Origin of the sequence: Alteromonas sp. H39, assembly GCF_047556435.1 — a bacterium.
In the GTDB taxonomy this organism is placed as follows: Bacteria; Pseudomonadota; Gammaproteobacteria; order Enterobacterales; family Alteromonadaceae; genus Alteromonas.
Window position 1 is genome coordinate 4,327,679 of the sequence record NZ_CP180210.1, and the last position, 25,493, is coordinate 4,353,171.

At 51.0% G+C, this 25,493-nt stretch carries 20 protein-coding genes; 9 read left to right on the top strand and 11 right to left on the bottom strand.

The window, feature by feature from the left end; all coding sequences use genetic code 11:
* Positions 1 to 151: 151 nt before the first annotated feature.
* Complete coding sequence (locus ACLBLI_RS18890; RefSeq protein WP_414829072.1) at positions 152 to 1,051, top strand: Kelch repeat-containing protein; 900 nt, start codon at positions 152 to 154, stop codon at positions 1,049 to 1,051.
* A 134-nt stretch (positions 1,052 to 1,185) separates the two neighbouring features.
* On the opposite strand, the gene ilvA is transcribed toward ACLBLI_RS18890, so the two are convergent.
* Genes ilvA through ACLBLI_RS18905 form a run of 3 tightly spaced genes read right to left on the bottom strand, consistent with a single transcriptional unit; the run spans position 1,186 to position 5,522 of the window.
* Positions 1,186 to 2,721 (bottom strand): threonine ammonia-lyase, biosynthetic, encoded by a 1,536-nt coding sequence (gene ilvA / locus ACLBLI_RS18895; RefSeq protein WP_414829073.1) that lies wholly within the window; start codon positions 2,719 to 2,721, stop codon positions 1,186 to 1,188.
* Complete coding sequence (gene ilvD, locus ACLBLI_RS18900; protein WP_414829074.1) at positions 2,718 to 4,568, bottom strand: dihydroxy-acid dehydratase; 1,851 nt, start codon at positions 4,566 to 4,568, stop codon at positions 2,718 to 2,720. Before ilvD ends, ilvA begins: the two co-directional genes overlap by 4 nt.
* Positions 4,569 to 4,589: 21 nt before the next feature.
* Positions 4,590 to 5,522 (bottom strand): branched-chain amino acid transaminase, encoded by a 933-nt coding sequence (locus ACLBLI_RS18905; RefSeq protein ID WP_218310530.1) that lies wholly within the window; start codon positions 5,520 to 5,522, stop codon positions 4,590 to 4,592.
* A 444-nt stretch (positions 5,523 to 5,966) separates the two neighbouring features.
* Between ACLBLI_RS18905 and ACLBLI_RS18910 the strand changes: the two genes are divergently transcribed.
* The 3 genes from ACLBLI_RS18910 to ACLBLI_RS18920 all read left to right on the top strand — a co-directional run bounded on the left by ACLBLI_RS18910 (position 5,967) and on the right by ACLBLI_RS18920 (position 9,005).
* On the top strand, positions 5,967 to 6,584 hold the full coding sequence (locus tag ACLBLI_RS18910; protein WP_414829075.1) for a trimeric intracellular cation channel family protein: 618 nt from the start codon (positions 5,967 to 5,969) through the stop codon (positions 6,582 to 6,584).
* Positions 6,585 to 7,004: 420 nt separating this feature from the next.
* Positions 7,005 to 7,241 carry a hypothetical protein gene (locus ACLBLI_RS18915; RefSeq protein WP_414829076.1) on the top strand — a complete coding sequence of 79 codons (237 nt, stop codon included), beginning with the start codon at positions 7,005 to 7,007 and terminating at the stop codon, positions 7,239 to 7,241.
* Between the two features lie 243 nt (positions 7,242 to 7,484).
* The gene (locus ACLBLI_RS18920) at positions 7,485 to 9,005 is read left to right on the top strand and encodes a YifB family Mg chelatase-like AAA ATPase (RefSeq protein ID WP_414829077.1); all 1,521 of its coding nucleotides are present in this window, start codon (positions 7,485 to 7,487) and stop codon (positions 9,003 to 9,005) included.
* Here the strand turns inward: ACLBLI_RS18920 and ilvY are convergent.
* On the bottom strand, positions 8,987 to 9,850 hold the full coding sequence (ilvY, locus tag ACLBLI_RS18925) for an HTH-type transcriptional activator IlvY (protein ID WP_414829078.1): 864 nt from the start codon (positions 9,848 to 9,850) through the stop codon (positions 8,987 to 8,989). The two genes, ACLBLI_RS18920 and ilvY, sit on opposite strands and share 19 nt — an antisense overlap.
* A gap of 153 nt (positions 9,851 to 10,003) precedes the next feature.
* Between ilvY and ilvC the strand changes: the two genes are divergently transcribed.
* On the top strand, positions 10,004 to 11,482 hold the full coding sequence (gene ilvC / locus ACLBLI_RS18930; protein ID WP_414829079.1) for a ketol-acid reductoisomerase: 1,479 nt from the start codon (positions 10,004 to 10,006) through the stop codon (positions 11,480 to 11,482).
* Between the two features lie 544 nt (positions 11,483 to 12,026).
* Entirely contained in the window at positions 12,027 to 12,359 is a 333-nt protein-coding gene (locus ACLBLI_RS18935; RefSeq protein WP_218312056.1) for a hypothetical protein, read from the top strand.
* A 211-nt stretch (positions 12,360 to 12,570) separates the two neighbouring features.
* Here the strand turns inward: ACLBLI_RS18935 and ACLBLI_RS18940 are convergent, their stop codons facing one another.
* The 3 genes from ACLBLI_RS18940 to ACLBLI_RS18950 form a co-directional block, all read right to left on the bottom strand.
* The gene (locus ACLBLI_RS18940) at positions 12,571 to 13,812 is read right to left on the bottom strand and encodes a multidrug effflux MFS transporter (protein WP_414829080.1); all 1,242 of its coding nucleotides are present in this window, start codon (positions 13,810 to 13,812) and stop codon (positions 12,571 to 12,573) included.
* Positions 13,813 to 14,003: 191 nt separating this feature from the next.
* Entirely contained in the window at positions 14,004 to 14,186 is a 183-nt protein-coding gene (locus tag ACLBLI_RS18945) for a hypothetical protein (protein WP_414829081.1), read from the bottom strand.
* Positions 14,186 to 16,150, bottom strand: coding sequence for an alpha/beta hydrolase family protein (locus ACLBLI_RS18950; RefSeq protein WP_414829082.1), 1,965 nt, complete (start codon positions 16,148 to 16,150; stop codon positions 14,186 to 14,188). The genes ACLBLI_RS18945 and ACLBLI_RS18950 overlap by 1 nt, the downstream gene beginning before the upstream one ends.
* Positions 16,151 to 16,454: 304 nt before the next feature.
* Between ACLBLI_RS18950 and ACLBLI_RS18955 the strand changes: the two genes are divergently transcribed.
* Both ACLBLI_RS18955 and ACLBLI_RS18960 read left to right on the top strand, forming a co-directional pair.
* The gene (locus ACLBLI_RS18955; protein WP_414829083.1) at positions 16,455 to 18,173 is read left to right on the top strand and encodes an autotransporter assembly complex protein TamA; all 1,719 of its coding nucleotides are present in this window, start codon (positions 16,455 to 16,457) and stop codon (positions 18,171 to 18,173) included.
* The gene (locus ACLBLI_RS18960; RefSeq protein WP_414829084.1) at positions 18,170 to 21,865 is read left to right on the top strand and encodes a translocation/assembly module TamB domain-containing protein; all 3,696 of its coding nucleotides are present in this window, start codon (positions 18,170 to 18,172) and stop codon (positions 21,863 to 21,865) included. Before ACLBLI_RS18955 ends, ACLBLI_RS18960 begins: the two co-directional genes overlap by 4 nt.
* A 67-nt stretch (positions 21,866 to 21,932) precedes the next feature.
* On the opposite strand, the gene can is transcribed toward ACLBLI_RS18960, so the two are convergent.
* From can to ACLBLI_RS18975, 3 genes are all read right to left on the bottom strand, one after another.
* Entirely contained in the window at positions 21,933 to 22,523 is a 591-nt protein-coding gene (gene can / locus ACLBLI_RS18965) for a carbonate dehydratase (RefSeq protein WP_414829085.1), read from the bottom strand.
* Positions 22,524 to 22,784: 261 nt separating this feature from the next.
* The gene (locus tag ACLBLI_RS18970; RefSeq protein WP_414829086.1) at positions 22,785 to 23,381 is read right to left on the bottom strand and encodes a hypothetical protein; all 597 of its coding nucleotides are present in this window, start codon (positions 23,379 to 23,381) and stop codon (positions 22,785 to 22,787) included.
* A complete protein-coding gene (locus tag ACLBLI_RS18975) occupies positions 23,368 to 23,871 on the bottom strand; it encodes an RNA polymerase sigma factor (RefSeq protein ID WP_414829087.1) in 504 nt (167 codons plus the stop codon). The genes ACLBLI_RS18970 and ACLBLI_RS18975 overlap by 14 nt, the downstream gene beginning before the upstream one ends.
* 168 nt (positions 23,872 to 24,039) lie before the next feature.
* Here ACLBLI_RS18975 and ACLBLI_RS18980 point away from each other — a divergent pair, with 168 nt between their 5' ends.
* Entirely contained in the window at positions 24,040 to 24,300 is a 261-nt protein-coding gene (locus tag ACLBLI_RS18980) for a hypothetical protein (RefSeq protein ID WP_414829088.1), read from the top strand.
* 278 nt (positions 24,301 to 24,578) lie between these two features.
* Here ACLBLI_RS18980 and ACLBLI_RS18985 read toward each other — a convergent pair whose 3' ends face one another.
* A complete protein-coding gene (locus tag ACLBLI_RS18985; RefSeq protein WP_414829089.1) occupies positions 24,579 to 25,493 on the bottom strand; it encodes a DMT family transporter in 915 nt (304 codons plus the stop codon).

Genomic DNA, 25,493 nt, shown 5'->3' on the forward strand with positions numbered 1-25,493 from the left:
GTCAGGATCTCCCATCGCATTTGGTACAAAATAAGGAAGAAGGATATCCATGCAGTTGCATCAAACTCTACCACACAGACTAATTTTCGCGGCGCTGGCCCTCACGGTCCTGTTCCTCAGCGGGTGCAGTTCTAAACCCGCGCCAGCGCGCATGAAAGCCAATAACACATTCTCACTGGAAATTCCCCGCGCCGGACATGGCTTTGTCGCCGATGAGCGTCAATTGTACGTGTTTGGCGGCGCTGTGAAAAACGGCACTACCGGCAGTATTGAGATAATCGATCCGAAAACCCGCTCGGTGCAGGTGCTGCGAAATCACATTATTCCCAGAGCGCATCTTTCTGCCGTATGGGATGGCAAACACTCCATTTTCCTTATCGGCGGATTGAGCGAGCGTGATGGGAATGTGCGCTGGGAAAGCGACGTTGAAGTCTTTAATACTCAGACTCGCGAAGTTACCACCGTGGCCCCCCTGCCATTCCCTACCCGCAGTAATACCGCAGTACATATTGCCGGCAAAATTTATGTTTTCGGCGGTAATTATAAAGACTGGGAAACCAATCGAATGAAGCGCAGTGATATTGTTGCCATCTATGATATTGCTGATGACGCCTGGTCTCTCGGCCCTCCTATGCCGACAGGTAAAGAGACGGAAGCGGTGGTATATGAGCAGGCGATTTACACGGTGGGAGGTTACGATGGGCGAAGCGGGTTATCGTCGATGGACAAGTACCTTCCTGATGAAGAAATCTGGTCTGCCCTGGCGCCAATGCCGGAACGGATAAGCGCCCACGCCGCTGTGGTAATAGACGATACTGTTATTACCTTCGGCGACTACGAAAGCCAGACCAAAACGCTGATGTATAATTTTGCTACGGATATGTGGAAAGAGATCGAACTGGATTTCACTGCAACTCGCCACAGCGCGGCTGCGCGACTTGGTGACACGATTTACGTGACTGGGGGCACTTCAGCACCGGCTGAGTACCTGGACAACATTCAGATGTTTACCCGCAAGGACATTCGCAAGGCGATAAAAAAAGCGCGCTAACCGAGCCCCTTCTACAGAAAGATAGACAGGAAAGCGCACTTTTTGTTAATCCAACGACAGTGAAGCGGACTACCGCTTTCACTGCCTTACCGCATTCATCTTAGACGAAACGACGGCTTTCCCCTTTTTTATCACTACTGATGCGACAAAAAGAACCGGTACGCCGGATTATCTGACACATCCTGATACTGATAACCCAGTTCGGCTACATGCTGATTAAAGTCTTCACGGCTTTCTGGCGGGATGTCAAAGCCTGCCAACACCAGACCTTCTGCCGCACCGTGATTACGATAGTGGAACAACGTAATATTCCAGCGCTCCCCCAACGTATTTAAAAAGTTCAGCAATGCACCGGGATGCTCCGGGAATTCAAACGAGAACACTTCTTCGTTAAGGATGGTGGGCGGACGGCCGCCTACCATGTGCCGCACATGGAGTTTGGCCAGTTCATTGTCTGACAGGTTAAAACAGTCATACCCCTCATCTTTGAGTTGCGCACTGAGAGCCGCAAACTCCTCCTGCCCCCCTTTCAGCTTAACGCCGACAAAGATATGCGCCTCACTTTCGTTGGCGAAACGGTAGTTGAACTCGGTAATGGCCTTACCGCCAATGGTTTCGCAGAAGCGTTTGAACGCCCCCTGGCGCTCCGGGATCTTAACTGCAAACACGGCTTCTTTCTGTTCGCCAAGTTCACAGCGCTCAGACACATACCGTAAGGTATGAAAGTTGATATTTGCTCCGCATAATATGCCGCCAAGCCTCTTACCTTTGACATCATTGGCTTTCACGTATTTGCGGATGCCAGCAACAGACAGCGCGCCGGCAGGCTCGGCTATTACGCGGGTGTCATCAAAAATATCTTTAATCGCACCACAGATTTCGTCATTGGTAACGGTAATAGTTTCATCCACCAGCCTATTACACAGGCGAAAGGTTTCACTGCCCATCACCTTCACAGCCACACCGTCTGCAAAAATGCCAACACTGCTAAGTGGCACGGGTTCTCCGGCCTCTTTGGCCGCCGCAAAGCACGCCGATTCCTCGGACTCTACCGCAATAATGCGGATGGACGGTTTCAGTTGCTTCAAATATACCGCGATACCGGCAGCCAGACCGCCACCACCGACAGCGATAAAAATCATATCCAGGTTCGGATTTTGTTCCAGCAATTCCCGGGCGACTGTTCCCTGACCGGCAATTACGTCCGGATCATCAAAAGGCGGTACAAAGGTGTAGCCGTGCGCTTCACACAGCGCCTTTGCATGGCCGCTGGCCTGATCAAAGCTGGTGCCATGCAATACTACATTCACGTGCTTACCGCCGAAGCGGCGCACCGCATCAATTTTGATATCCGGCGTGGTTTCAGGCATGACGATGGTGGCCTGAATGCCCTTCATATGCGCACCGTAGGCCAGCCCCTGCGCATGGTTCCCGGCGGAGGCAGCAATCACTCCGGCTTGTTGCTGCGCGTCGGTCAGCGAAGACAACCGGTTGTATGCGCCGCGCAATTTAAACGATTTGACTGGCTGCTGGTCTTCGCGCTTAAGAAATATCTCATTCCCTAACTCGCCGGATAAGCGCGACATCAGCGACAGCTCGCTGTTTACCGCCACATCGTAAACCGGCGCTAACAGAATTTTCTTTAAGTATTCATGGTCGCTGACCGTCATACATCCTCCAGCTTGGATGCATCTCTCACCGCGCCTTTATCCGCGCTGGTCGCCAGCATGGCAAAGGTTTTTAACGATAAAGACACTTCACGCTGACGATCTTTCGGACGCCACGGGCGCTCACTACGCTCCATTTTTTCGCGCCGGGCAGCCAGCTCGGCGTCACTGATAGCAATATTGATAGTGCGGTTAGGAATATCTATCTCAATCGGATCGCCGTCTTCCACCAGACCAATACCGCCACCACTGGCGGCTTCTGGCGAACAGTGACCAATAGACAGTCCGCTGGTGCCGCCGGAGAACCGTCCGTCGGTAATCAGCGCACAGGCTTTGCCCAACCCTTTCGACTTCAGGTACGAGGTCGGGTACAGCATTTCCTGCATACCCGGCCCGCCGCGCGGCCCTTCATAGCGAATGATGACGGCATCACCTTCTTTCACTTCATCACCCAGAATGCCTGCCACTGCGTCATCCTGACTTTCATAAATACGGGCCTTGCCGGTAAATTTTAAAATCGACTCATCGACACCCGCGGTTTTGACAATACAGCCATCTACCGCGAGATTACCGTACAGCACCGCCAGTCCGCCTTCCTGACTAAACGCGTGCTCGATGCTGCGGATGCAGCCGTTCTGACGATCCGTATCAGAATCCGGCCAGCGACAATCCTGACTGAATGCCTGCGTAGTACGAATGCCTGCCGGACCAGCACGATAAAACGTATCCGCAGTCTCATTGCCTGGCTTGGTGATGTCCCACTGACTGATCACATCCCCAATGGTGCCGTTTAATACATGTGGCACATCATCGTGTAACAGCCCGGCTTTGTTTAATTCATTTAAGATACCCATCACGCCACCAGCACGATGCACATCTTCCATATGGTATTGAGGCGTTGCCGGCGCGACTTTACACAGGTGCGGCACCTTGCGCGATAAGCGGTCTATATCGGCCATTGAGAAGGGCACTTCCCCCTCCATCGCCGCAGCCAGTAAGTGAAGTATGGTGTTAGTCGAGCCGCCCATGGCAATATCCAGGCTCATCGCATTCTCGAACGCTTTAAAGTTAGCAATGTTACGTGGCAGCGCGGTAGCATCATCATCGCCATACCAGCGTTTACACAGCTCCACCACTAACTTGCCTGCCTGTTTAAACAGCCCCTCGCGATCGGCATGCGTCGCCAGCATCGAACCATTACCCGGTAACGACAGGCCCAGCGCCTCGGTCAGGCAATTCATCGAATTGGCCGTAAACATGCCCGAGCAGGAACCGCAGGTGGGGCAGGCGGAGCGTTCAATTTCATTGGAGTCGTCGTCGCTAACCTTATCGTCGGCAGCGGCCACCATGGCATCCACCAAATCCAGCTTAATGAGCTTGTCAGAAAGCTTGGTTTTGCCTGCTTCCATTGGCCCACCGGAGACAAACACCACCGGAATGTTCAGGCGCATGGCAGCCATCAGCATTCCCGGCGTGATCTTGTCGCAGTTAGAAATACATACCAGCGCGTCGGCGCAGTGTGCATTGGCCATATACTCGACAGAGTCAGCGATAATTTCACGGGACGGCAGGCTGTACAGCATGCCGCTGTGGCCCATTGCAATACCATCGTCCACGGCGATGGTATTAAATTCTTTGGCCACGCCGCCTGCATCTTCAATACTGCGGGCGACCAGCTGTCCCATGTCTTTTAAGTGCACATGCCCTGGCACGAACTGCGTAAAAGAGTTAGCAACAGCAATAATCGGTTTGCCGAAATCGTTGTCCTTCATGCCGGTAGCGCGCCATAGGGCACGGGCACCCGCCATATTTCTCCCTTGCGTAGTGGTTGCAGATCGTAACTTGGGCATAATTGCTCCTGATGTTTTAAATTACTTGTAAACCGGGGTTAACCAGTTCCATTTATCTTCGGTTTTGCCGTTGAACAGGCCAAAGAACATATCCTGAACCTGCTCGGTGATTGGACCGCGGCCGCCGTTACCCACCGCAATGCCATCCACACTGCGCACCGGCGTCACTTCTGCGGCAGTACCGCACATGAAAATTTCATCCGCCAGATACATAGCCTCACGAGGAATATTTTCTTCGCGGATCTCATAGCCCATGTCTTTTAACAGTGTGATACAGGTATCACGGGTAATGCCTGGCAGAATTGCTGCGGTTTTCGGGGTAGTGCTGACAACACCGTTGCGGATAACAAAGATGTTTTCGCCAGCCCCTTCACTGATGTAACCATTGCGGTCAAGCGCGATCCCTTCGCCATAACCATGACGACGGGCTTCCATAGAAATCAACTGTGAAGACAGGTAGTTACCACCAGCTTTTGCACCGGTTGGCATGGTATTAGCGGCAAGGCGGTTCCACGACGAAATACCGGCGTCCACACCGTTTTTAATCGCCTCTTCGCCCAAATACGCGCCCCATTCGAAAGCCGCAATCGTTACTTCGGTTTCTGTGCCGAACGGTACCTGCAGCCCCATACCGATATCGCCATAATAGGCGATAGGGCGAATGTACGCTGACTTAAGGTTGTTCTTGCGAATGATGTCCAGCGTTGCCTCGTTAATCTGATCCAGCGTGTAAGGGATGGTCATACGATAGATTTTTGCTGAGTCAAACAGACGGCGGTTGTGCTCTTGCAGACGAAATACGCAAGTGCCCTTATCGGGTGTGTTGTACGCGCGCACCCCTTCAAATACGGAAGAGCCGTAGTGGATAGCGTGGGTCATTACGTGCACTGTAGCGTCTTTCCACGGAATGATTTCACCGTTAAACCAGATAAATTCAGCAGGTTGCTTAGCCATGTTTTAATCCTTCTTCTTGAGGGCCATAACCCTTGTGACGCGCGAGTTGCGCGACAAATAAATACCAAGACAAATGTCTGAGACGAATAATACATGACCGGACAGCAGCGCCCAACTAGTGGTGCGGCGTATCTGGTAAATGGACAGTTATATGTACACTTTTGCCATCAATCAGACGAAAAAGGCACATTAACGCTCGTCTTCTCGTCGGCACGACAGAAGAGGGCAGCAACGACTGCTGCAATGACGGGCCGCGAAGGCCTGAAAAAGAATGTAGTTCGGAAGGGGGACTTCCTGTTCGGTAACCCCGCCCGGTAACTGGCTGGCTGACCGGCTACTGAGCATTTGCGCAAAGAAATAGCATGAAACTCCTTCCGGAATCAAGTAATTTGCAGATAAGAAGGCAGGTTTGTACTTTCCTCATCATCACGCGAAGGAGTAACTATGATTGATTGGTTTCATTGGCTGAACCTGGCAGGCGTTGCGGTCTGTGCGATTTCAGGAACACTAATGGCCTATCAGAAACGCATGGATGGTTTTGGTGTAATTGTGCTGGCCAGTGTGACCGCTATCGGAGGCGGCACTTTGCGCGATGTTATGCTCGACTTACCGGTATTCTGGGTTGCCGATACCGATTACCTTTACACCACCATGATTGCTGCGTTTATCCCGGTAATCTGGCTTCGCATCAGCCCGCGCTTCCCCTTTCACTACCTGCTCATTGCTGATGCCTTTGGCTTAGCATTGTTTAACGTGGTTGGTATTGAAAAAACGCTGGCCAACGATGGTGGCATGGCTGTCGCCATTGCGATGGGCACCATTACCGGCGTATTCGGCGGCCTGCTACGTGATGTAATTTGCCGGGAAGTGCCACTGGTATTAAATGGCGAACTGTATGCCATGACCTGTATTGTCGGCGGCTTTGTCTATGCCACTTGTCACCATTACGGCCTGGCAACGCAGTGGTGCGGTATGATTTCCCTCACGGCTACAGTACTAATGCGACTGGGCGCGATGCGCTGGCACTGGCAACTACCGGTATTTCGAAGTGAGACGACGTAATACCAATCCGCATAGGAGTTTGCCCACTCAGCAAGACTGTCAGGCTTTCTGGCTAGGCTTGGTTGCGCAGGTTTGGTGGTTCCAAATCAAGCAAGCATAACAACGCCCGAAAGTCTGACACCTCGCCCTTAGGGAGTTGCCCTAAGGGAGTGGCCAGAACGACTTACATCTGTGTTGCGTCCTCTGGACATAGAATGACTATGCCTCAGAGAACGCGTCGTGATCTAAGTCGTTTTCGACTAGCCCTCAGGGAACACTCTGAGAGGGTAAACTCCTATGCGGATTGGTATAAATTCGATTTCAGCTCCGTTCTCTATTATGCTGACTTTCTGAGCCTGTTGACCAATTCCAGTGACTACGGGTATGCAGCGCAACAGCAACGCAGTGCCTGGTCACTGCAAAGACACAACAGGGAGACTAATGGAACAGACTATCAACATTCGGGATGCCTATCCCTTTATTCTCGCACATTACGCCGTTTTTCTGTGGGCCGCGCTTTTTCTCGCCGGGCGCCTGCAACAGCCTAAGCTCAGAGCCTGGTTAGTTACTACATTCTGGCAGCTGTTTTTCTTTCCGTTTGTGTGGGTGTATGTTGCCAGAAAGGCGATTACGTACTTTTGTCCTGCGAGCGAACTGAAAGCTCAACTTCATAATTAGTGGCTGTGCAGATACGTCTATAGTGATTCAGCAAGTCCGTCGCGGCAAGGCAGGTTTCGCACCTACTGCTGGCACCGTAGCGCGTCTTTATGTCGCCAGGCACAATGACCTAATCTCAATCGGATGCCTGTCCAGGATGCTCGCATGCACTGGATTGACAGCATCATTGCATTCTGTGCTTGTGGCCAGTATTCAGTCACCGCGAGACCGCACTACACTCAGGTTTTTGTCAGGAAGACAGGTATGAGTGTAGCGTCGGTTATCACATTCGCCGGGCAGGGTATGGCTGCGCCACAGATAACGGTTGAAATCCATCTTGCCAACGGATTGCCCGCATTTCAGTTAGTCGGCATGGCTGAAACCAGCGTCAAAGAAGCCCGGGAACGAGTGCGTTCAGCACTAATCAACAGCGGCTTCGAGTTTCCGGCCAAACGTATCACAGTAAACCTCGCCCCTGCTGAAATCCCAAAATCAGGAGGCCGCTATGACTTACCCATTGCCATTGGCGTGTTGGTGGCGTGTGGCGTATTACCGGCAACGTGTCTGTCCCGCTTCGCGTTCGTCGGCGAGCTCGGCCTGAACGGTGAACTCAAACCAGTAAAAGGTATTATTCCTGTTTTACTGGCTTGCGACGCGAATCAAAGTGAGCTCATTCTGCCCGCCGCTAACGATGCAGAAGCGCAGCTAGTGGAGGGGGTACGACGCTTTCCGGCAACCACACTGCTGGATGTTTTCCACCACCTCACAGGGGATGTTCCGCTGGCGACCGGGCAGGTTTGGCGCAGTAAGGCTGGTGCAGACGCAACCATGCTACAGTGGGACGATATTGTAGGTCAGGAACAGGCGAAGCGCGCATTGATGGTTGCCGCAGCTGGCGGCCATAATCTATTGATGCTTGGCCCGCCTGGCACCGGCAAGAGCTTGCTTGCCAGCCGCCTGCTGGGGCTACTGCCGCCACTGGATCAGGATGAAGCGATGGCCGTGGCGGCAATCCGGTCCGTAAAAGGTGAACCTTTGGTCCAGCAGGGCTTTTATCAACGCCCCTTTCGCAGCCCACACCATACTGCATCGACGGCGGCCCTGATTGGCGGAGGCACGCAGCCTACACCAGGCGAAGTCTCGTTAGCTCACTGCGGCGTATTGTTTCTTGACGAGCTTCCGGAGTTTGGCAGGCGGACACTTGATGTATTGCGTGAGCCACTGGAAACCGGGGATGTGCATATCTCCCGCGCCAGTGCGCAGGTGTGTTTTCCTGCTCGCTTTCAGTTACTGGCAGCCATGAACCCAAGCCCGACCGGCGACACCGATGACAACCGGTGCACACCGCAACAACAACTTCGCTACCTTAACCGCCTGTCCGGTCCTTTACTGGATCGCATTGATATTCAGATTGAAGTGCCCAGACTGAAATCGTTTGTGTTAAACAACCCGCAACCCGACGCGCAGCAAGACTCGCAAATTGCAGCCCGAGAGGCGGTATGGCAGGCCAGAGCAAGGCAACAGGAAAGACAGGGTAAAACCAATTCCGCGCTGGCCAGCGGCGAGCTGGCAGAGCACTGCAAACTGTCTGCAAGCGATCTGAGTTTTGTGCAGCACGCTGCAGAATCACTGAAACTGTCGATGCGAACCTTTCATCGCACACTAAAGGTCGCCCGAACGCTGGCAGATCTGGATAACGGTGACGCGGTAACCCGTGCCCACCTTGCTGAGGCGCTGGGTTACCGGGCGCTGGATACGTTAATTAATCAGTTAAGCGGAGTATGAAGAAACGCACTGATCAACGGCTCTTGCTGGCGCGACTGCAAACAACATAAGCCCAGTTCGTAGGGCTCGATATCATCTACCTGAATTTGGGTTACGCTACTAACAAGCGTAGAGTGATCCAGCACCACTTTAGGGACAAACCCTACACCACACTCCAGCGCCACCATACTCACGATAGCCTCATTTCCCCCGACTGATGCGTACACATTCGGGCGAATGCCATGCTCAGCAAACCAGTGATAGGCAATACGACGCGTGGGTCCATGCTCGGGCATCACCACCTGATGCTTTCGCCAGTCGAGTTGACTTAACTGGGTCAGTCGCCACTCTTTTGGTGCAATCAGCACCAAAGGGACGGCATCCAGCGGCGCAAAATGCAGGTCCGTGGCAAAGTCCGGGGTGTGAATAGCGATAGATAGATCGCACTCTTTTTGTCTTACCTGGTCAATTGCCAGTGCCGGATCGCCGGTGACCAGCCGAATATCCACACCGGGGTAACGCTGTCGAAACTCTCGCAGGATTCGCGGCAGGTGGCTCTGGCTGGCGGTCACCGAGCAAAACAGGCTGATCTCGCCCTGCAGGATGTCGCTGTCTTCCTGTAAATCCGCCTTAAGCTGCTGCCAGTCTGACAATGCCTGCGCACTAAACCCCAGTAGCTTATGCCCACTGTGAGTTAGCGCAACCTTACGATTATCCCGTTTGAACAGCACACAGCCCAGCTCGTCTTCCAGCCGCTGGATCACGCGGCTTAGCGTAGATGGCGAGACGTACATGGCCTTTGCGGTATCGCCAAAATGCAGACTGGTTGCCAGATGCGTAAACAATTGCAGACTTCGAAAATCCATTACGTTTCACGTTTTGCAACATTATCTTGCAAATATATCATTTTCCAAAACAAAAGAAATCAACTAGTCTTCACAACAAGTCGTCATAGACGAGGTCATCCACCGCCAATGGGGCAGTGGATAATGACGAAAAGAATGTTGTTCGGAAATATTATGGCTAATTATTTCAATACCCTTTCACTACGCCAGCAGTTGGATCAGCTGGGCCGCTGCCGGTTTATGGCACGCGATGAATTTACTGATGGATGTCAGTATCTGAAAGGCAAAAAAATTGTCATCGTAGGATGCGGCGCGCAAGGCCTGAATCAGGGCCTGAACATGCGTGACTCTGGCTTGGATGTAGCGTATGCGTTACGTCAGGCCGCTATCGATGAAAAGCGCGACTCTTTCAAACGCGCTTCGGAAAACGGATTCATAGTAGGTACCTATCAGGAACTTATCCCGGATGCCGATCTGGTTTATAACCTGACGCCCGATAAGCAGCACGCCAGCGTCGTGGAAGCGGTAATGCCGCTGATGAAGCAAGGTGCGACACTGGGGTATTCCCACGGTTTCAATATTGTAGAAGAAGGGCAGCAAATTCGCAGTGACATCACGGTGGTAATGTGTGCACCGAAATGTCCGGGTACGGAAGTGCGTGAAGAATATAAACGCGGTTTCGGCGTACCTACACTGATTGCCGTTCACCCGGAAAACGATCCTGAAGGCAAAGGCTGGGATATCGCCAAAGCGCTGGCCAGTGCAACCGGTGGTGACCGAGCTGGCGTGCTTGCATCGTCATTTGTTGCCGAAGTGAAGTCGGATTTGATGGGCGAGCAAACCATTTTGTGTGGAATGCAACAAGCTGCAGCAATTCTGGCTTACGAGAAAATGGTCGATGATGGGATTGATGCTGGCTACGCTGCTGCGCTTATCCAATATGGGTTAGAAACCATCACCGAAGCGCTTAAAATTGGTGGCGTAGCGAACATGATGGATCGCTTATCCAACCCAGCCAAGCTGAAAGCGTATGAGCTTTCAAAAGAGCTTGAGTCACTGTTGCGCCCACTGTTTGAAAAACACCAGGACGACATCATCAGCGGCGAGTTCTCGCGCACTATGATGGAAGACTGGGCAAACGGCGATGCGAACCTGCTTAAATGGCGTGAAGAAACCGGCGAAAGCGGTTTTGAAAACGCACCGCAGTATGACGGTGAAATCAGCGAGCAGGAATTTTTCGACAACGGTATTTTACTCGTTGCCATGATTAAGTGCGGTGTGGAAGTGGCGTTTGACGTCATGGTTGAAGCAGGCATTTTACCGGAGTCGGCTTACTATGAGTCGCTGCATGAAACGCCGCTTATCTCAAACACCATTGCACGTAAGCGTTTATACGAAATGAACGTGGTTATCTCAGATACGGCAGAGTACGGGAACTACCTGTTTGCCAATGCGGCCGTACCGCTGCTGAGAGAAAAGTTTATGCCAAGTATCGATACCAGCGTGATTGGAAAAGGCCTGAATGTGTCTTCCAATCAGGTTGAGAACCGTCGTCTTGCCGAGGTAAATGACGAGATACGCTCTCACGGTGTAGAGATAATTGGTAAAACCCTGCGTGGCTACATGACTGACATGAAAGCCATCATTGGGTAGACAGTTTCTGTCGTTAGGTGCTTAACCAAGCCCTCTTGCCCGACCAATTTGGTCGGGCTTTTTTATGCCTGTCAGTTGTTATCTTTGTAAGGTCCGGCACGCCTTCAGCAGGATAAAGGCTGGATATATGCTTAGACACACACATGTTCAGGATTTATTATTTAAATCGCATTAATATCAGTAATCTACACTCCGACATGCCGGGTCATCCTTCATACAAACTTCTCATTTCCAGCAATATTCGTAGCAAATTTAATACTCACGTAGTAGTAACTATACGCAAGTGAAGCCATTTTCATACACCCGGCAGTATCGCTATAACCCCCGTCATTACTGAAATTAATCATTTTTTTCACTCTGCAAATTTTTTAGATTGTGGAAAATTTACATATATTCACGGCCTGTGTAGCCAATCACCCACACCGTAAACACTCACTCACCATTAAGTCAATGAAAAATATAGACTTTTAATTGTGGCACGACACTTGGAGAGGCTTTAGTCCCACCAAAATCGATAAAAACTACAGTAATCAGAGGATAAAACATGCAAACAACAGCGTCTCGCTTTACGCGAATCGGCGATTGGGTGTTTGAGGTCAAAATGGTCCGTGCATTAAAAGTAAAAGACTATGGCCAGCCGTACTCATCAGTCGCAACAATCACACTAAATGGAGACAATGGCTACATCGATACCCAGATGTCACGCATCGGGGAAGACTTTAACCGCGAGGATTTTTTTACTTTCTACAATTTCTGCCAACACCTTGAAATGAAACAGGTCAGCTACGATAAAATTCGTCAGGGGATTCGAATTCCAAGGACAGTTGATATCAGAGAAAACCAGCGCAACCGGGCGCGCGTGCAACTGGTTAAGTAACCCTTAAGGGCGATGTCGCATTGCCAATGGACGGCAAATGCAATCGCGACTCAGCAACACATGCATAGCAGCATGAGAGATAGCAACAGGGCAGGGCCCCGAGCCATTACATGCTCACTTCACTCTCTTTGGTGAAGGTAGTCGCTTCGCACCTTACTGACTTCTTACAGCTCACAACGCGTCAGAAGGAAAAAAGAAAGTCGCTTTCTTTTCAGGTCTCAAGCCCCTGCTCTTCCCGTGCCCGTTCGGCAACAACTACTGAAAAGTATGCAAGGATGAAAAAGCACAAGAAGCCCACACCTATTGGATACAGATTAGTTGTCAAAAAGCTGTCTACCAACAGGGATATAGGCACCGCGAATAAGCTGGATAGTGAACCGATGATAGCAGCACCCAAACCAGCCATTTCTCCCAGGGGTTGCATTGCCATAGCATTGAGGTTGCCAAACAGGATCCCGACAAAGAAAAAGCCGATAAACATGACAACAATCGTCAGTATCAGCGGAGGTAAACCGCCATACCACAGCAGCATCGCATTGTAGACAACGGCAAAGCTTATCGCCCCGGTCAGTGCAAAGCGACACAGTCGTACCATACCAAACCGCATTACCATGGTGCCGTTAAAAAACGAAGCCAGTCCAATAGAAAACGCTAAGGTCGCAAAGATGTAAGGGAACATCGCACCTGCGTCGTAAAATCCCTGAAAAATAGTCTGTGATGCACTCAAGTAGGCCAGAAACGAGCCAAAAATAAAGCCCATTGCCAGCGTGTAGCCCATCACCGAGCTATGCGTAAGTATGTATTTTGATGAGATGAAAAACTGCGCCCATGAAAACGCTTTGCGTCTGGAGCGGGGCAGAGTTTCAGGTTGCCGGGTAAAAAACCAAATCGCGGTTAATACGGCAACGAACAGAAACAAGGTGAAGATATGTACCCATGATGTCATTGCCAGCACCGCCTGGCCTACCATGGGCGCCAGCATGGGCACCAGAATGAAAACCATCATGATGAATGACATCACTTTCGCCATTGCGTCACCGACAAATAAGTCGCGGATGATCGCCATGGCTGCAATACGCGGCCCCGATACGCCGAACGCCTGAATTACCCGGCCAATGAGCATGGTTTCTAATGATTCAGCAAGCATACAGACCACCGTACCGGCGGCAAAAATAATGAGCCCGAGCAGAATCGTCAGGCGACGCCCGCGGCTATCAGCAAACGGGCCAAAAAACAGCTGACCTAATGCCATTCCCGCAAAGAAGACTGACACAATCAAATGTGGCTGATGCGGATCGGTGACGCCCAGCGCATCACCAATCTGAATGAGTGCAGGTAGCATAGCATCAATGCTTAATGCTACCAGCGATGTGAGAGACGCCATAAGCGCGACAAACTCAACCAACCCTAGGGTAGGGGTAGCATGCGTCGTCGTAGACGATGACTGCGTCATGATTCTCCTGCTTACATACTTAGTGCCAGGCAGACACCTGACTTGAAAAGGGAATGGATAACAGGCTAGCCGGAAGGCGCAACGGTTTTCGCTTGCCTGCAGAACAATCTGCTTTGCCAGTGTGCAGTTTTCATAATTCGGGCAGTAGTATAACGCAATGGATAAGAAAAAGCCGCCGGGAGCGGCTCTCGTTATCGTATTTTGTCATAAACTGAACGCGTCAGCTTCGCCTGCTGATACCATCCAGATTGCGTTTCACGCAAGCAGCCCGCTTCAGCGTTTTGTGTATTGCTGACAATGAGTGCCCTCGCCGCGGCAGACTCAGGCAAAGTGCACTGGCTTACCACACATTCTGCCGAAAGTCGTTCTGGCATCAGTCGAGATGCTGACTGAGAAACGCATCCATCTCGTTGAAGAATTCACGGCGATTTCGCTGAATACTGAGGTAATGATCACCGGCATCCAGCTCAACGTACTTCACGCTTTTCCCGGCATCCTTCAGTTCTTCTGCCATATCACGGCTTTGTTCCACGTCGACCACGCGATCTTCATTGCCATGTACCAACAGAACGGGCGTGTTGATTTTCTCCACATGATAATACGGAGACCGGGCTTCCAGGTCGTCATAGTCATCACCAAACTGATTTTTTACAAACTCATTATTGGTAAATTTCCTGCTGCGTCTTACTACGTCTTTCAGATTCGCCACGCCGGCAAAACTCACTGCACACTGGTACATGTCCGGCGTCTTTACCGTCGCCATAAGGGCAGCGTAGCCACCGTAGCTGGCACCCACGATGCACATTTTTTGAGGGTTTGCATAGCCTTCGTCTATCATCCACTGCGTTACGTCAGTCAGGTCGTCCTGCATTTGCAGCCCCCAGCTTTTCATTTGTGACTCTGAAAAGCTGTAGCCATAACCTTGTGACCCCCGGAAGTTTGGCCGGATAACGGCATAGCCTTTATTGCTGAAGTACGCTGTCCAGTAATCGAAACCGCCATAGTCACGCGCACCGGGACCGCCATGTGGATGGATGATAGTGGGGTAGGGCGCTTTGCCCTGTTTGGGTAGTGTCAGGTAACCTTCAACCTCTACGCCGTCACGCATTTTCATCTTCACCTTGCTGTGCGCCGTTAACTTATCTGAGGTGATTTGCGGGTATTGCTGAAACAACACATCCAGTGACCCTTTTTCCCGGTTACCTAAAAAATATACGCCTGGCTGAGTATCGCTTTCGGCATACATCAGATACGTCATTTCATCGTCACTGAAGCTCACCAGTGAGTTGTTATAGTCAGGCAGAGCCTGATCTAACTGTATTTCGAGGTTTTCTAACCGATCGTCCCAATAATACCGTCCGCCAGGCGCCTGCGAATGACGAACGCCAATGGCATCGTTGGTCACTGTGGAGTAAATCAGGCCACCATCAACGTCGTAATGCGCATCGGAATAAACTTCTTCGGTATCACCGGTTTTCGTATTCAGGCGATACAAGGCCAGATAATCTCCCTTATACGCCTTGTAATACAGGATTGTCGGGGCTGCGCCGAAGCCCAGAGGCACCACGCCTTTGTCGGTCATTACGTTGTAAGAGAACAGAGTGCGCCAGTCATCACCATCTTTCAGTAATATTTGTTTCTCGCCATCATCGTAATCCAGCGACACCCCCAGTCTGAGGTTACCCTGCCGGTCGGTACGCCAATCCCGGATTTGGCGCTTGCCTCGTTCAATGCGCTGGGCACGTGCGTTTTCAAGATTGATTTTATACACCGAGGGCACGGTCGGAACTTCGATATCAATCTCAACCAGAATATGGTCGGGATCGTCCTTCAGCCAGTCAATAACCGAGTCCTGAAACTGGGGGACATGATAGGCGTTGGTGCTGCGACGACTTAAGCGTCGCCAGTCAATCAGGTTAACCGGTTCTTTCCCCTGGTCATCAAATTTCATACTGAACAGGCGGGTTTCGTAAAACCGGGTAGTCCCCTGTTTGGATTCATAACGGGCGCTGATCACCAGACGCTCTTCGGTAGCCCAGTGAAACCAGTTGATTTTTATTTTCTCATTGTCCGACTGCAGAAGATAATACATGTCCTGCGATTTAAGATCGTATGTCGTTAACACCGACATTTCGCTGGGCTGCGTCAGGTTCTGAACGAAAGCAATGCGGTTACCACTGGGAGACAGCGCGGGTTTAGTATTTTCCGGTAAGGCGCTGAATGCGCCAAGAGGAAGTGGCTCGCTACTTGTGTTTTCCTGCGCATTCGCGGTAGAAATAACGCTGATGGCAAGCACAACAAGCCAGGCCAGAGAGCAGGCAAACAGAGATCCCTTCATACGACTGTCCTTTCATTACATCTTACTAATTATTGTCTTTGATAATCCACAGCGCATCGCAACACCGTATCGATTATTCATAAGTCATAATATACTAACCTCCCGGGGTTCACAAAATGTTCAGTTACCGGACGTAATCAGGTACAAAACCTGCATCTTTCATACTCTGACACTCAATTTATCCGGTACATCCCGATTCAGGCAAAAGGAACAAGCGTTGTTTAAGTGTACAAGCAAAAAGAACAGGCATAAGCCGTCACAGCCTGCGAGGCTTTTTCTTTTTGCGCTACTCTGGTTGAGCGGGATGGTTGTTAACTCCGCGCATGCCATCGATTTTGAAATCAAAGGCGTTGATAAGGATAAAGTCCGCGACAACATTCGTCTTTACCTGGATAATCTGGATATCGAGCCCGGACTACTTGCCGATCCTTTCTGGCAGGAAGAGATCCAAAAAACCGTCTCCACAGCAGCTGAGCCTTTTGGCTACTACAATAGCGAAACCTTTATCGAGTTAACCGATGACGACACTGTCGTCTTGCAGGTAACCTTGAATACGCCACTGAAAGTGGCCAACGTGACCCGTGAGATTATTGGCGCGGGACGGGAAGATCCTGATTTCCGCGAGCGATTTAACAAATTCCCCCTGAAAAAGGGAGATGTGCTGCTACAGCCAACCTACGAAGCCTTTAAATCTTCCATGCTTAATTATGCGTTAACGCACGGATATTTTGATTTTGCCTGGCAGGCTACCCGTCTGGATTTGGTTCGTGAAGAGCGCGAAGCCAATGTGCTGCTGATTGCCCAAAGCGGACCGCAGTATACCTTTGGCGATATCCGCATAATAGGCGAAGACAAAGCCGAAGCCATTATCCGCCGACTGGTCCCCTTTGAGGTGGGCGAGAAATATTCCTCAACCAAACTGACCGAATTTAACCGCCGGCTCAATCAGTCGGGCTATTTCTCACGCGTTATCGCCCGCCCGGTTGTCAGTGAAGCCGAGTCACTGCATGTACCCATTGAGGTTTCTGTTGCACACCGCCCGCGAGACAGTTTTGATGTGCGGCTGGGCGCCGGCACGGATACCGATGGCCCGAGAATAAAACTTGGCTGGGACAGACCTTGGGTAAATTCTCGCGGGCACTCCATTTCTGCCGACCTGTTTTTGTCCAAGCCCGAACAGTCGCTGACCACCGACTACCGCATTCCTATGCGGGATATCACGAATGACTATGTCAGTTTTCAGGCTGGCTATCAGTTTATTGAGTACCAGAACTCGCAGACAGAGAGTGAAACACTGTCGCTGGCCGTGCATAGATACTGGCAGGAAAACAACTCTCCCTGGCAACAGGACGGCTCATTGACCTACCTGCGGGAATACTTCGTTCAGGGGGCAGATCCAGAGCAAACCACGTCGCTGATTATGCCGGGTTACGCCATTCGTTATTTGCAAAAAGATGGCGATTTAAATATTAATAACGGTACCTACTTTCAGGCATTTTCTCAGGTAGGCCGCGACAATTTTGGTTCTGACATTAATATAGTTCGCAGTATTGTCGAAGGTAAAATGATACGTACGTTTGCTGATGTGCATCGTATTGTGGTGCGAGGCGAAGTAGGCGCTATCAAAACCAATGACTTTTCCCGAGTACCCGCCTCACTGCGATTTTTTGCCGGTGGTGATCAAAGTGTAAGAGGTTACGATTACCGCGATATCTCGCCTGAAGATACCGTTATCGACCCGGTAACCGGAGAAAGTTCTTTAGAGCCTACCGGAGGCAAGTACCTGGCCACCGCCAGTGTGGAATATGCCTATCAGTTCGCTGAGAGCTGGCGGGCAGCGGTATTTACCGATATTGGTACTGCCACCAATGACTGGGATACCGATCCACGCTACAGCGTCGGTACCGGTGTGCACTGGATATCGCCAATAGGCCCGATCCGACTGTATATTGCCCACAACTTTGATGATCGTGACGATGTGAACAACTGGCAGCTGCATTTTATTCTGGGGCCAGAGCTATGAGGAAACGCACGATCTCGCTTTGGGTACTATCGCCGTTCGTGTTAATAGCACTGCTTCTGGTATTACTGCTTAGCCCATTGGGAACACCGGTTATTCGCTATGCTGCGGTATCCTTTGTTCCAGGCCTTGCCATCGACAATATTGACGGCTCCGTTTATGGCGACATGACTTTCGAGGACCTCGTGTGGCAAGATACCTCTTGGAAGGTCGAGGTAGGCAGTGCGACCATTAACCTGTCCTGGCGCTGTCTTATGGCGCCCAAAGTATGCATTGAAAAGCTGGCTGCTTCTGACATCACGGTTACCCAACTTGGCGTTACTGAAGACGCGGACACCGACGATTCACCCGCAGAGCCGTTCTCGCTTCCCATTGCCGTACGACTGGACAATACCCGTATTCGCCAGTTGCGCGTGGAATTGGCCGACCAGTCTATAGCGGTTAAACAGATCACCCTCGCGGCCCGCGCAAAAGATGACATTGTGATTAATGATCCGGTAATCGAAGGCCTGACAGTCAGATTGCCGGCGTCCAGTGAACCACAGACCGAGGCCCCCACATCGTATTCGTTAGCTTACACCGCTCCTGAGTTGCCACAGGTCAGGCTGCCTGTCAACATAACTATTAATCAGTTTTCGCTGAATAACACTACGCTCTATCAAGGCGAATCGCCGCAGGCAATTCCGGCGGTGACATTTGATAAACTGGTGTTTGAAGATACGAATCTGGATATCGATACTTTGCATGTCGAACATGAGTCGGCAACGCTACGTGCCGATGCCGACGTGTCTTTTGAAAACGATTATCCGTTAAATTTGCAGGCAAATGCGTCCTTATCGCTGGATGAGAACACACGTCAGCGGCTCGATTTGACAGCGTCTGGCTCGCTATCTGACCTGACACTGGAGCTGAATGCGACAAATGCGTACGACATCCAGGCCAGAATTCACGCGAATATTCTGAGTGATACATTACCCCTGGATGTGTCTGCGAGTTGGGACGAGCAGCCGCTCCCCATGCAGGCACAAGGCACCCTCCACGAAGGCAATATCGCCCTGTCCGGGACGATGGGAGACTATACATTAACGGGATCCAGCGCAGCAACGCTACCGGATATTGGCCGGGTACCCGTCAATGTCGATGTGGTACTGAATCGGAAAAATATTCGCGTCAACGACATCACTGTGGCGCTGCTGGAAGGCAAAATTACTAACACCGGAACCCTTTACCTGAACGAGAGTGTGTCCTGGAATGGCAAAACCCGGGTCAGCGGCATTTCCGCTGCTGACGCCGTACCGCAGGGCCCAACGGACATTAACGGCGGCTTTACCAGCCTGATGCAGCTGACTGAGAAAGGCCCTGAGATGAGCATTTCCGAATTGACACTTAGCGGTATGGTTGAGAATCGCCCACTGAAGGTTTCCGGCTCCGTCGTCTACGCATCAGGCAGTGATATCATTGTCGGTACGCTGGCCGTCACGCAGGATACCAATAAGGTGAATGTCGCAGGGCAGATTTTCAATAAACGCTATATTGATGCCACCATCAATCTTGATTTGCCAGCCATGAAAACTCTTTATCCCGGTATAGCTGGCAGCGCCAGTGGCGATATCCGCGCAACCGGTGACTGGCAGAACCCCTCAGCCAAAGGCGATGTGACATTGGCTGATGTGCAGGTTTCGCCCTCCGTCAATCCAACGCTGGCAGCACAAGGGCCTCTTAATGGCACGTTTGGTGTAGATGGTTCCCTCGCCAGACATGAACTCAACATTGACGTAACCGTACCGGATCACAGCGCGAAAATTGCACTCACGGGCCAGTGGGAGAACAACCAGTGGCAGGGAAAATTTACCGATAGTCAGTTAGGTATATTAAATACCCGATGGAGCCTGGATTCGCCGTTTACCGTCACGTTGGTTCCGGAGCCATTGAGCGCCACGGTAACCTCCCACTGCTGGCAATCGAGGGCAGAAGGAAGCCTGTGCATTGAAAATGTCCTCTATAAAGAAGAAAAGGCGCAGTGGACAGTCAATGCTAACTCACTGCCGCTGGGGATTTGGGCTAACGAACTCGCCCCGTCAATTGTGCCTGAAGCTCCCGATGCGACGCTGTCAATTAACACCCGCGGACAGGTTGGCGCAAATACACCGATGTCGGCAACGTTTTCCGCCAACATCACTCCTTCAGCCTGGACATTAGGCGAAGAACGCCCTATTACCATCACGTTAAGTAAGGTAAACACCACCGGGACATTTAAGGATGGTGTGCTGCAGGCCACTTCGCAGTTTGCCAGTGATGAGTTAGGTGAAGCCAGCCTGTCAGTGACAACAAGGCCTCTCGAAGAAACACCTTCTCTGGACGGCAACGTGCAGTTCGCTGGCATTAATGTATCGCCTCTGCGACCTTTATCACCGGCGATACGTCAGTTATCGGGGAAACTGGATGGGGATATCACACTTGGCGGCAGTCTGGAAAGCCCCTCACTCAAAGGCTCACTGGCACTTCAAGACGGCGCTTTGGACGTTGAGGACATGCCGGTGTCGCTGAGCAACTGGCAACAGTCAGTGACGCTAAACGGCCAGCAAGCTGAGTTTGACGGCACTTTTAAACTGGGTGACGGTGATGGCAGCCTGTCTGGCAGCGCTAGTTGGTCTGGCGATCCGGAGTTTACCGCCCGCTTAAAAGGCAAGCGCTTTGAAGTAAGGCAGCGTGATATTCGTATGCAGGTATCGCCGGACCTTACTGCGGAGGTGTCGAAAGAAAAAATCGACGTTTCCGGTTCAGTGAATATCCCATGGGCACGTATTGTCATTGAAGAGCTTCCTGAAAACGCAGTGGCTCCCTCAAAAGACGTTCATTTGCGTGGCGAGCCACCCTCAGACGACCCGCTGGACATTATTCACGCATCAGTAATGGTCAATATTGATAAAGCCAGAGCTGGAGAAGTGAAGCTTGAAGCCTTCGGACTCACCGCAAACCTGCATGGCGGGATTCGGGTTAATACCCAGCCTTCGCTGGTGGGGTATGGCGATTTGCAGATCCTTGACGGGCGTTATGAAGCCTACGGACAAAATCTGGTGATACAAACCGGAGAGGTACAGTTTAACGGCCCAATCGACCAGCCGATGCTGTTGGTAGAAGCCATTCGGGATCCAGCAAAAACCAACGACGGTGTTATTGCCGGAATACGCATTGACGGTCCCACGGACAGCCCAAATGTTAACCTGTTCTCAGAGCCCGCGATGGATCAGCAGTATGTGCTCTCGTACCTGCTCACCGGAGAAGGGCCAAACTCTGAAAGACAATCCCCCAATTACAACGCGTTACTGTTAGGATTTGGCTTATCAAATACGAAAGGTCTCACCGGGCAGATTGGAAACTCGTTGGGAATCGAAGACTTAAGTCTGAGCGCCAGTGAGTCTGGTGTCAGTGTAAGTGGCCAGCTTACAGACAGGCTTTCTGTGCAATACAACGTGGAAGTTGACGCCATACAGTCTGAGTCAACAAACGGCAACTTACGCCGCCGTCAGCGCCCGCCAGACCTCACGGTACGCTACAAACTGCTGCCAAAGCTGTTTTTAGAAGCCGTACAAACCACGATTGAAGACGAAAGTGAATACGCGCTGGATTTGTATTATCAGTTTTTCCTGGGCGAGAGCAAGCCAGACGAGGAAGAAGAGGACGACGACGATTGAAAATAGTTGCTGCGCTGGTTATCCCTTCATCCATACTGCGATATTGCCATGCAGCAATTGCAAAATGTTACTCCCCACTGCCGGTTAAGTCGGTGATGCGTCCGTTTTTCAGGCTGTAAATCCAGCTATGGATATGCAGGTTTTGACCTCTGGCCCAGGCATCTTTAACAATGGTTGTTCGTTTCACATTATCCGCCTGCTCTTTCACGTTGAGCTCACACAACCGCGCTGAGCGCTTATTTTCTGGTAACGCCATAAGGGTGTCATAGTGTCGTTGATACACATCTTTAATATGACCCAGCCAGTTATCGATAAGCCCAAGCTGCTTGTCGCTCATCGCGGCTTCCACACCGCCGCAGCCATAGTGTCCGCATACGATAATATGCTTCACTTTCAACACATCGACGGCGTACTGCAGCACTGAGAGGCAGTTAAAATCGGTATGGATCACCATGTTCGCCACGTTACGGTGAACAAAAATATCACCGGGCAACAAATCGACGATCTGATTGGCGGGAACCCGGCTGTCTGAACACCCTATCCATAAATATTCAGGTGTCTGCTGTTTAGATAAGGTATCAAAAAATGTCGGATCTGCCTCTTCAATGCGTGAAGCCCACTTTTTATTGTTATCCAAAAGCTGTGTAATTTCTTTCATCTGCCTTGTCCGTTTTGGATTGATCGTCAGTATGGTTCAAAACAAGCTTGATACATAACAACTTGCATGGCGTTGCCCTGAAAACACACCGGGTAGTCACGCCGCCTAGCCCATCCGCACTCAGGCGGGCGGTCGTCACGCAATGACAGAAAACGTTCTGCTGGGGGAGCTGCAGCACAACGTGGCCAGCCGAAAAGGCAGAACCGTTATCATAATCAGAGCGCAGTTAACGCTGCAGATACAGCCACATCAATGCTTCCGTCAATGCGACGCCATATCATCATGGTTCTGTTCCTGTTTTAACGCCAGCAGTTCTTCGGCTTTTTTATGGAAACGGGCTTCTCGCCTTTGTGCCCATTGATAAAAACCAGCCATAGCAACACTGGTTATCACAATAGCCAGTAAAGCTTTGGTCTGCCGCTCCTCTGGCACCTCTCCCATAAAATACAGCACAGCGTAGAAGCCCAGAAGAAAGACGGCCGTAGTCCAGCTTGAATGCTTGGTCAGCCAGGCGATTCTGGCATTATTGCGCATCTGTTTTATCAGCATATCCAGATAATTGGCTGTGGCAGCGTGAAAGCCTGAGGCAGCCAGCCAGCGTAGTCTCGCCATATAAACAAATATCGGTGTGGTAACCACCAGTAATACCAGGATCATGGTAGCCGCCGCACTCGACAGTTCGTTCCATTTAATAATAAAGAAAATCACCACCGGAATCAGGCAGGCAAAGTCCAGAAACAAATAGAGGCGCTGTTTGAGTGTTTGCCTGCGAATGTCCTTTTCAATTTGTGCAGTGTCAATGGTTGCGACTTTTTGGGCCTGCCATAAGCGCGCTAACTCATCATCATGCGTCGTCATGTTCGAAGCTCCTGTTTATGGCTGCTTTTGCTCGTTTTAATAATACGCCTACGTGATTGGTGGTTAATCCGCAAACGTCAGCAATTTCGTCGTAAGACAGCCCTTCCAGCGACAACGTTAATACCTGTCTTCCTGGCAACGGCAACTCCCTGACCACACGCAGCAAGCGTGTCAGGGCCTTATCTTGTTCTACGGCTTTCTCAGGCGACCACATTCTTTCAGAGGCCGGGCTCATTTCATCCATATATTCTTCGGTGGCAGGGAGCCTCACCTGGCTTGCGACATGCGATACCGCGCGGTTATGAGCCACTTTTAAAATATAGGTTTTCACACTACTGTTACCTTGAAAGCGCGCCATAGCCTGCCACACCGCTACCGCAATCTCTTGCAGCAACTCCTGTTGCAACGCATCGTTGGCTTCATAGCTGCTCGCTACACGACTCAACAATGCGCCATATTCCCTGAAAAGATCCTCAAATTTACGTTGCAAGCCTGTGTTCCAAATACGTGGTAAGTGCGCGCTTTCTCATATAGTCCATGTCTGACAAAAAATATTACAGCAAACCTGTAATATTTTTTTCCCGGCCGAGACTAGTAAATAGTAGCGACACAAAACGGGTTGCCGCGCTACCTGACTAAACCTAACGAGGACAACATCATGGAAATCTTTTTATTGCTGGGCGGAATAGGTTTAACTGCTATCACCGCATGCTATCTCGACGCCAAATACCAATGGCGTTTAAACGACTGGATGAATGGTCAATGCAGTAATCCGTTTGCGTCCACCTCTTCACTGCGTGCGGATATTAAGCATAAAGATGAGCATATCGCGCAATTGCAGGCGCGTATAGAAACACTTGAGGCCATCGTGACCGAGCCTGCTTACGAGCTGAATAAGAAAATCAACGCGCTGAAATGATACCAGGATCACGTGGGTTGGCCCGGCTCCATCCCCACCAAGGCGCAAGACATCAAACGGCCCCCTTCAGACGATGACACTTTGTCGCCTGAAGGATAACGCCTATTTTTGCTTTTGCCGGGAGCCGACATGCACAGCCAGCTACAGGTAAAAGGCGAAAGGCTTCAAACGGCACTATGCAGGCGATATCACTTTGACGTCTGAGGGGTAACGCCCGACTTTTGCTTTCCGGGAGCCAACATACTCACGCACCGTCGAAGGCTTTACTCTGACATATCCTATGCGTGGCCGGTTGTCCTTTTTACCGCCTTACGGCCCGGTAATGGCACTTTCCCCATCGCAATCGCGTTGCCAAACAGCACTACACCGACGCCAATCCCTGCCAGCAATGTCCAGCGGTATCCCTCAAAGAACGTCGAGATAATAAGGGCCACAATAGGGTATACCAGCACCACATACGCGGCTTTGTCTGAACCAATTTGCTGGAGCAATTTCATATAAGCACCGAAGGCCAGCACGGAACCAAATACTCCCAGGTATAACAGCGCTATGTAGAAGTCCGGATTGTCAGGCAAAGTAAAAGACTGCCCACTGGCAAACGCCGACCCATACAGAAACACCAGTCCGTAAGTCATGGCATAAAAATTCATCTGGATCACAGGGGTGCCCTTGTCCAGGATCCGCTCAGAAATCACATTGCCTACCGAGGCGCAGAAAAACGACACCAGCGCGATTCCAAGTCCCATTGCCAACGCAGCATCCAGTCTTACATGGGCAAACTCCGGAATGAAAATCAGCGTAATCCCAACCATTCCCAGCGTTGCACCAATGAGCACTTCAGGCCTGACCGGTTGCTTTAACCACCAGCGCCTGAGCCCCACATTGATATAAATAATGCACGAACTCATTAGTGCCAGCAGCGCACTGATAATAAAATGTTGTGCGGCGTACAACAGCGTGTAATCGAGGGTATACAAAAACAGTCCAACGCCGGCCATTTTAATATGGGTATGCAGCGGCAATCGCATAGGCAGCCGACGAACCAGGCAAAACACGCCCAGGCAAAATGATGCAATAGTAAATCGCCAGGCCACTGCCACCAGCGGCGGCGCTTCCCCGGTCTGGAATGTGATGGCGATCCAGGTTGAACCCCATATCAGCGCACAAGCTATGAAGAGAAACGCGTTGCTCAC

Coding starts and splice junctions, on each gene's coding strand:
- ACLBLI_RS18890 (WP_414829072.1), top strand. CDS start 152: ATGAAAGCCAATAACACATTCTCACTGGAAATTCCCCGCGCCGGACAT.
- ilvA (WP_414829073.1), bottom strand. CDS start 2,721: ATGACGGTCAGCGACCATGAATACTTAAAGAAAATTCTGTTAGCGCCG.
- ilvD (WP_414829074.1), bottom strand. CDS start 4,568: ATGCCCAAGTTACGATCTGCAACCACTACGCAAGGGAGAAATATGGCG.
- ACLBLI_RS18905 (WP_218310530.1), bottom strand. CDS start 5,522: ATGGCTAAGCAACCTGCTGAATTTATCTGGTTTAACGGTGAAATCATT.
- ACLBLI_RS18910 (WP_414829075.1), top strand. CDS start 5,967: ATGATTGATTGGTTTCATTGGCTGAACCTGGCAGGCGTTGCGGTCTGT.
- ACLBLI_RS18915 (WP_414829076.1), top strand. CDS start 7,005: ATGGAACAGACTATCAACATTCGGGATGCCTATCCCTTTATTCTCGCA.
- ACLBLI_RS18920 (WP_414829077.1), top strand. CDS start 7,485: ATGAGTGTAGCGTCGGTTATCACATTCGCCGGGCAGGGTATGGCTGCG.
- ilvY (WP_414829078.1), bottom strand. CDS start 9,850: ATGGATTTTCGAAGTCTGCAATTGTTTACGCATCTGGCAACCAGTCTG.
- ilvC (WP_414829079.1), top strand. CDS start 10,004: ATGGCTAATTATTTCAATACCCTTTCACTACGCCAGCAGTTGGATCAG.
- ACLBLI_RS18935 (WP_218312056.1), top strand. CDS start 12,027: ATGCAAACAACAGCGTCTCGCTTTACGCGAATCGGCGATTGGGTGTTT.
- ACLBLI_RS18940 (WP_414829080.1), bottom strand. CDS start 13,812: ATGACGCAGTCATCGTCTACGACGACGCATGCTACCCCTACCCTAGGG.
- ACLBLI_RS18945 (WP_414829081.1), bottom strand. CDS start 14,186: ATGCCAGAACGACTTTCGGCAGAATGTGTGGTAAGCCAGTGCACTTTG.
- ACLBLI_RS18950 (WP_414829082.1), bottom strand. CDS start 16,150: ATGAAGGGATCTCTGTTTGCCTGCTCTCTGGCCTGGCTTGTTGTGCTT.
- ACLBLI_RS18955 (WP_414829083.1), top strand. CDS start 16,455: ATGGTTGTTAACTCCGCGCATGCCATCGATTTTGAAATCAAAGGCGTT.
- ACLBLI_RS18960 (WP_414829084.1), top strand. CDS start 18,170: ATGAGGAAACGCACGATCTCGCTTTGGGTACTATCGCCGTTCGTGTTA.
- can (WP_414829085.1), bottom strand. CDS start 22,523: ATGAAAGAAATTACACAGCTTTTGGATAACAATAAAAAGTGGGCTTCA.
- ACLBLI_RS18970 (WP_414829086.1), bottom strand. CDS start 23,381: ATGACGACGCATGATGATGAGTTAGCGCGCTTATGGCAGGCCCAAAAA.
- ACLBLI_RS18980 (WP_414829088.1), top strand. CDS start 24,040: ATGGAAATCTTTTTATTGCTGGGCGGAATAGGTTTAACTGCTATCACC.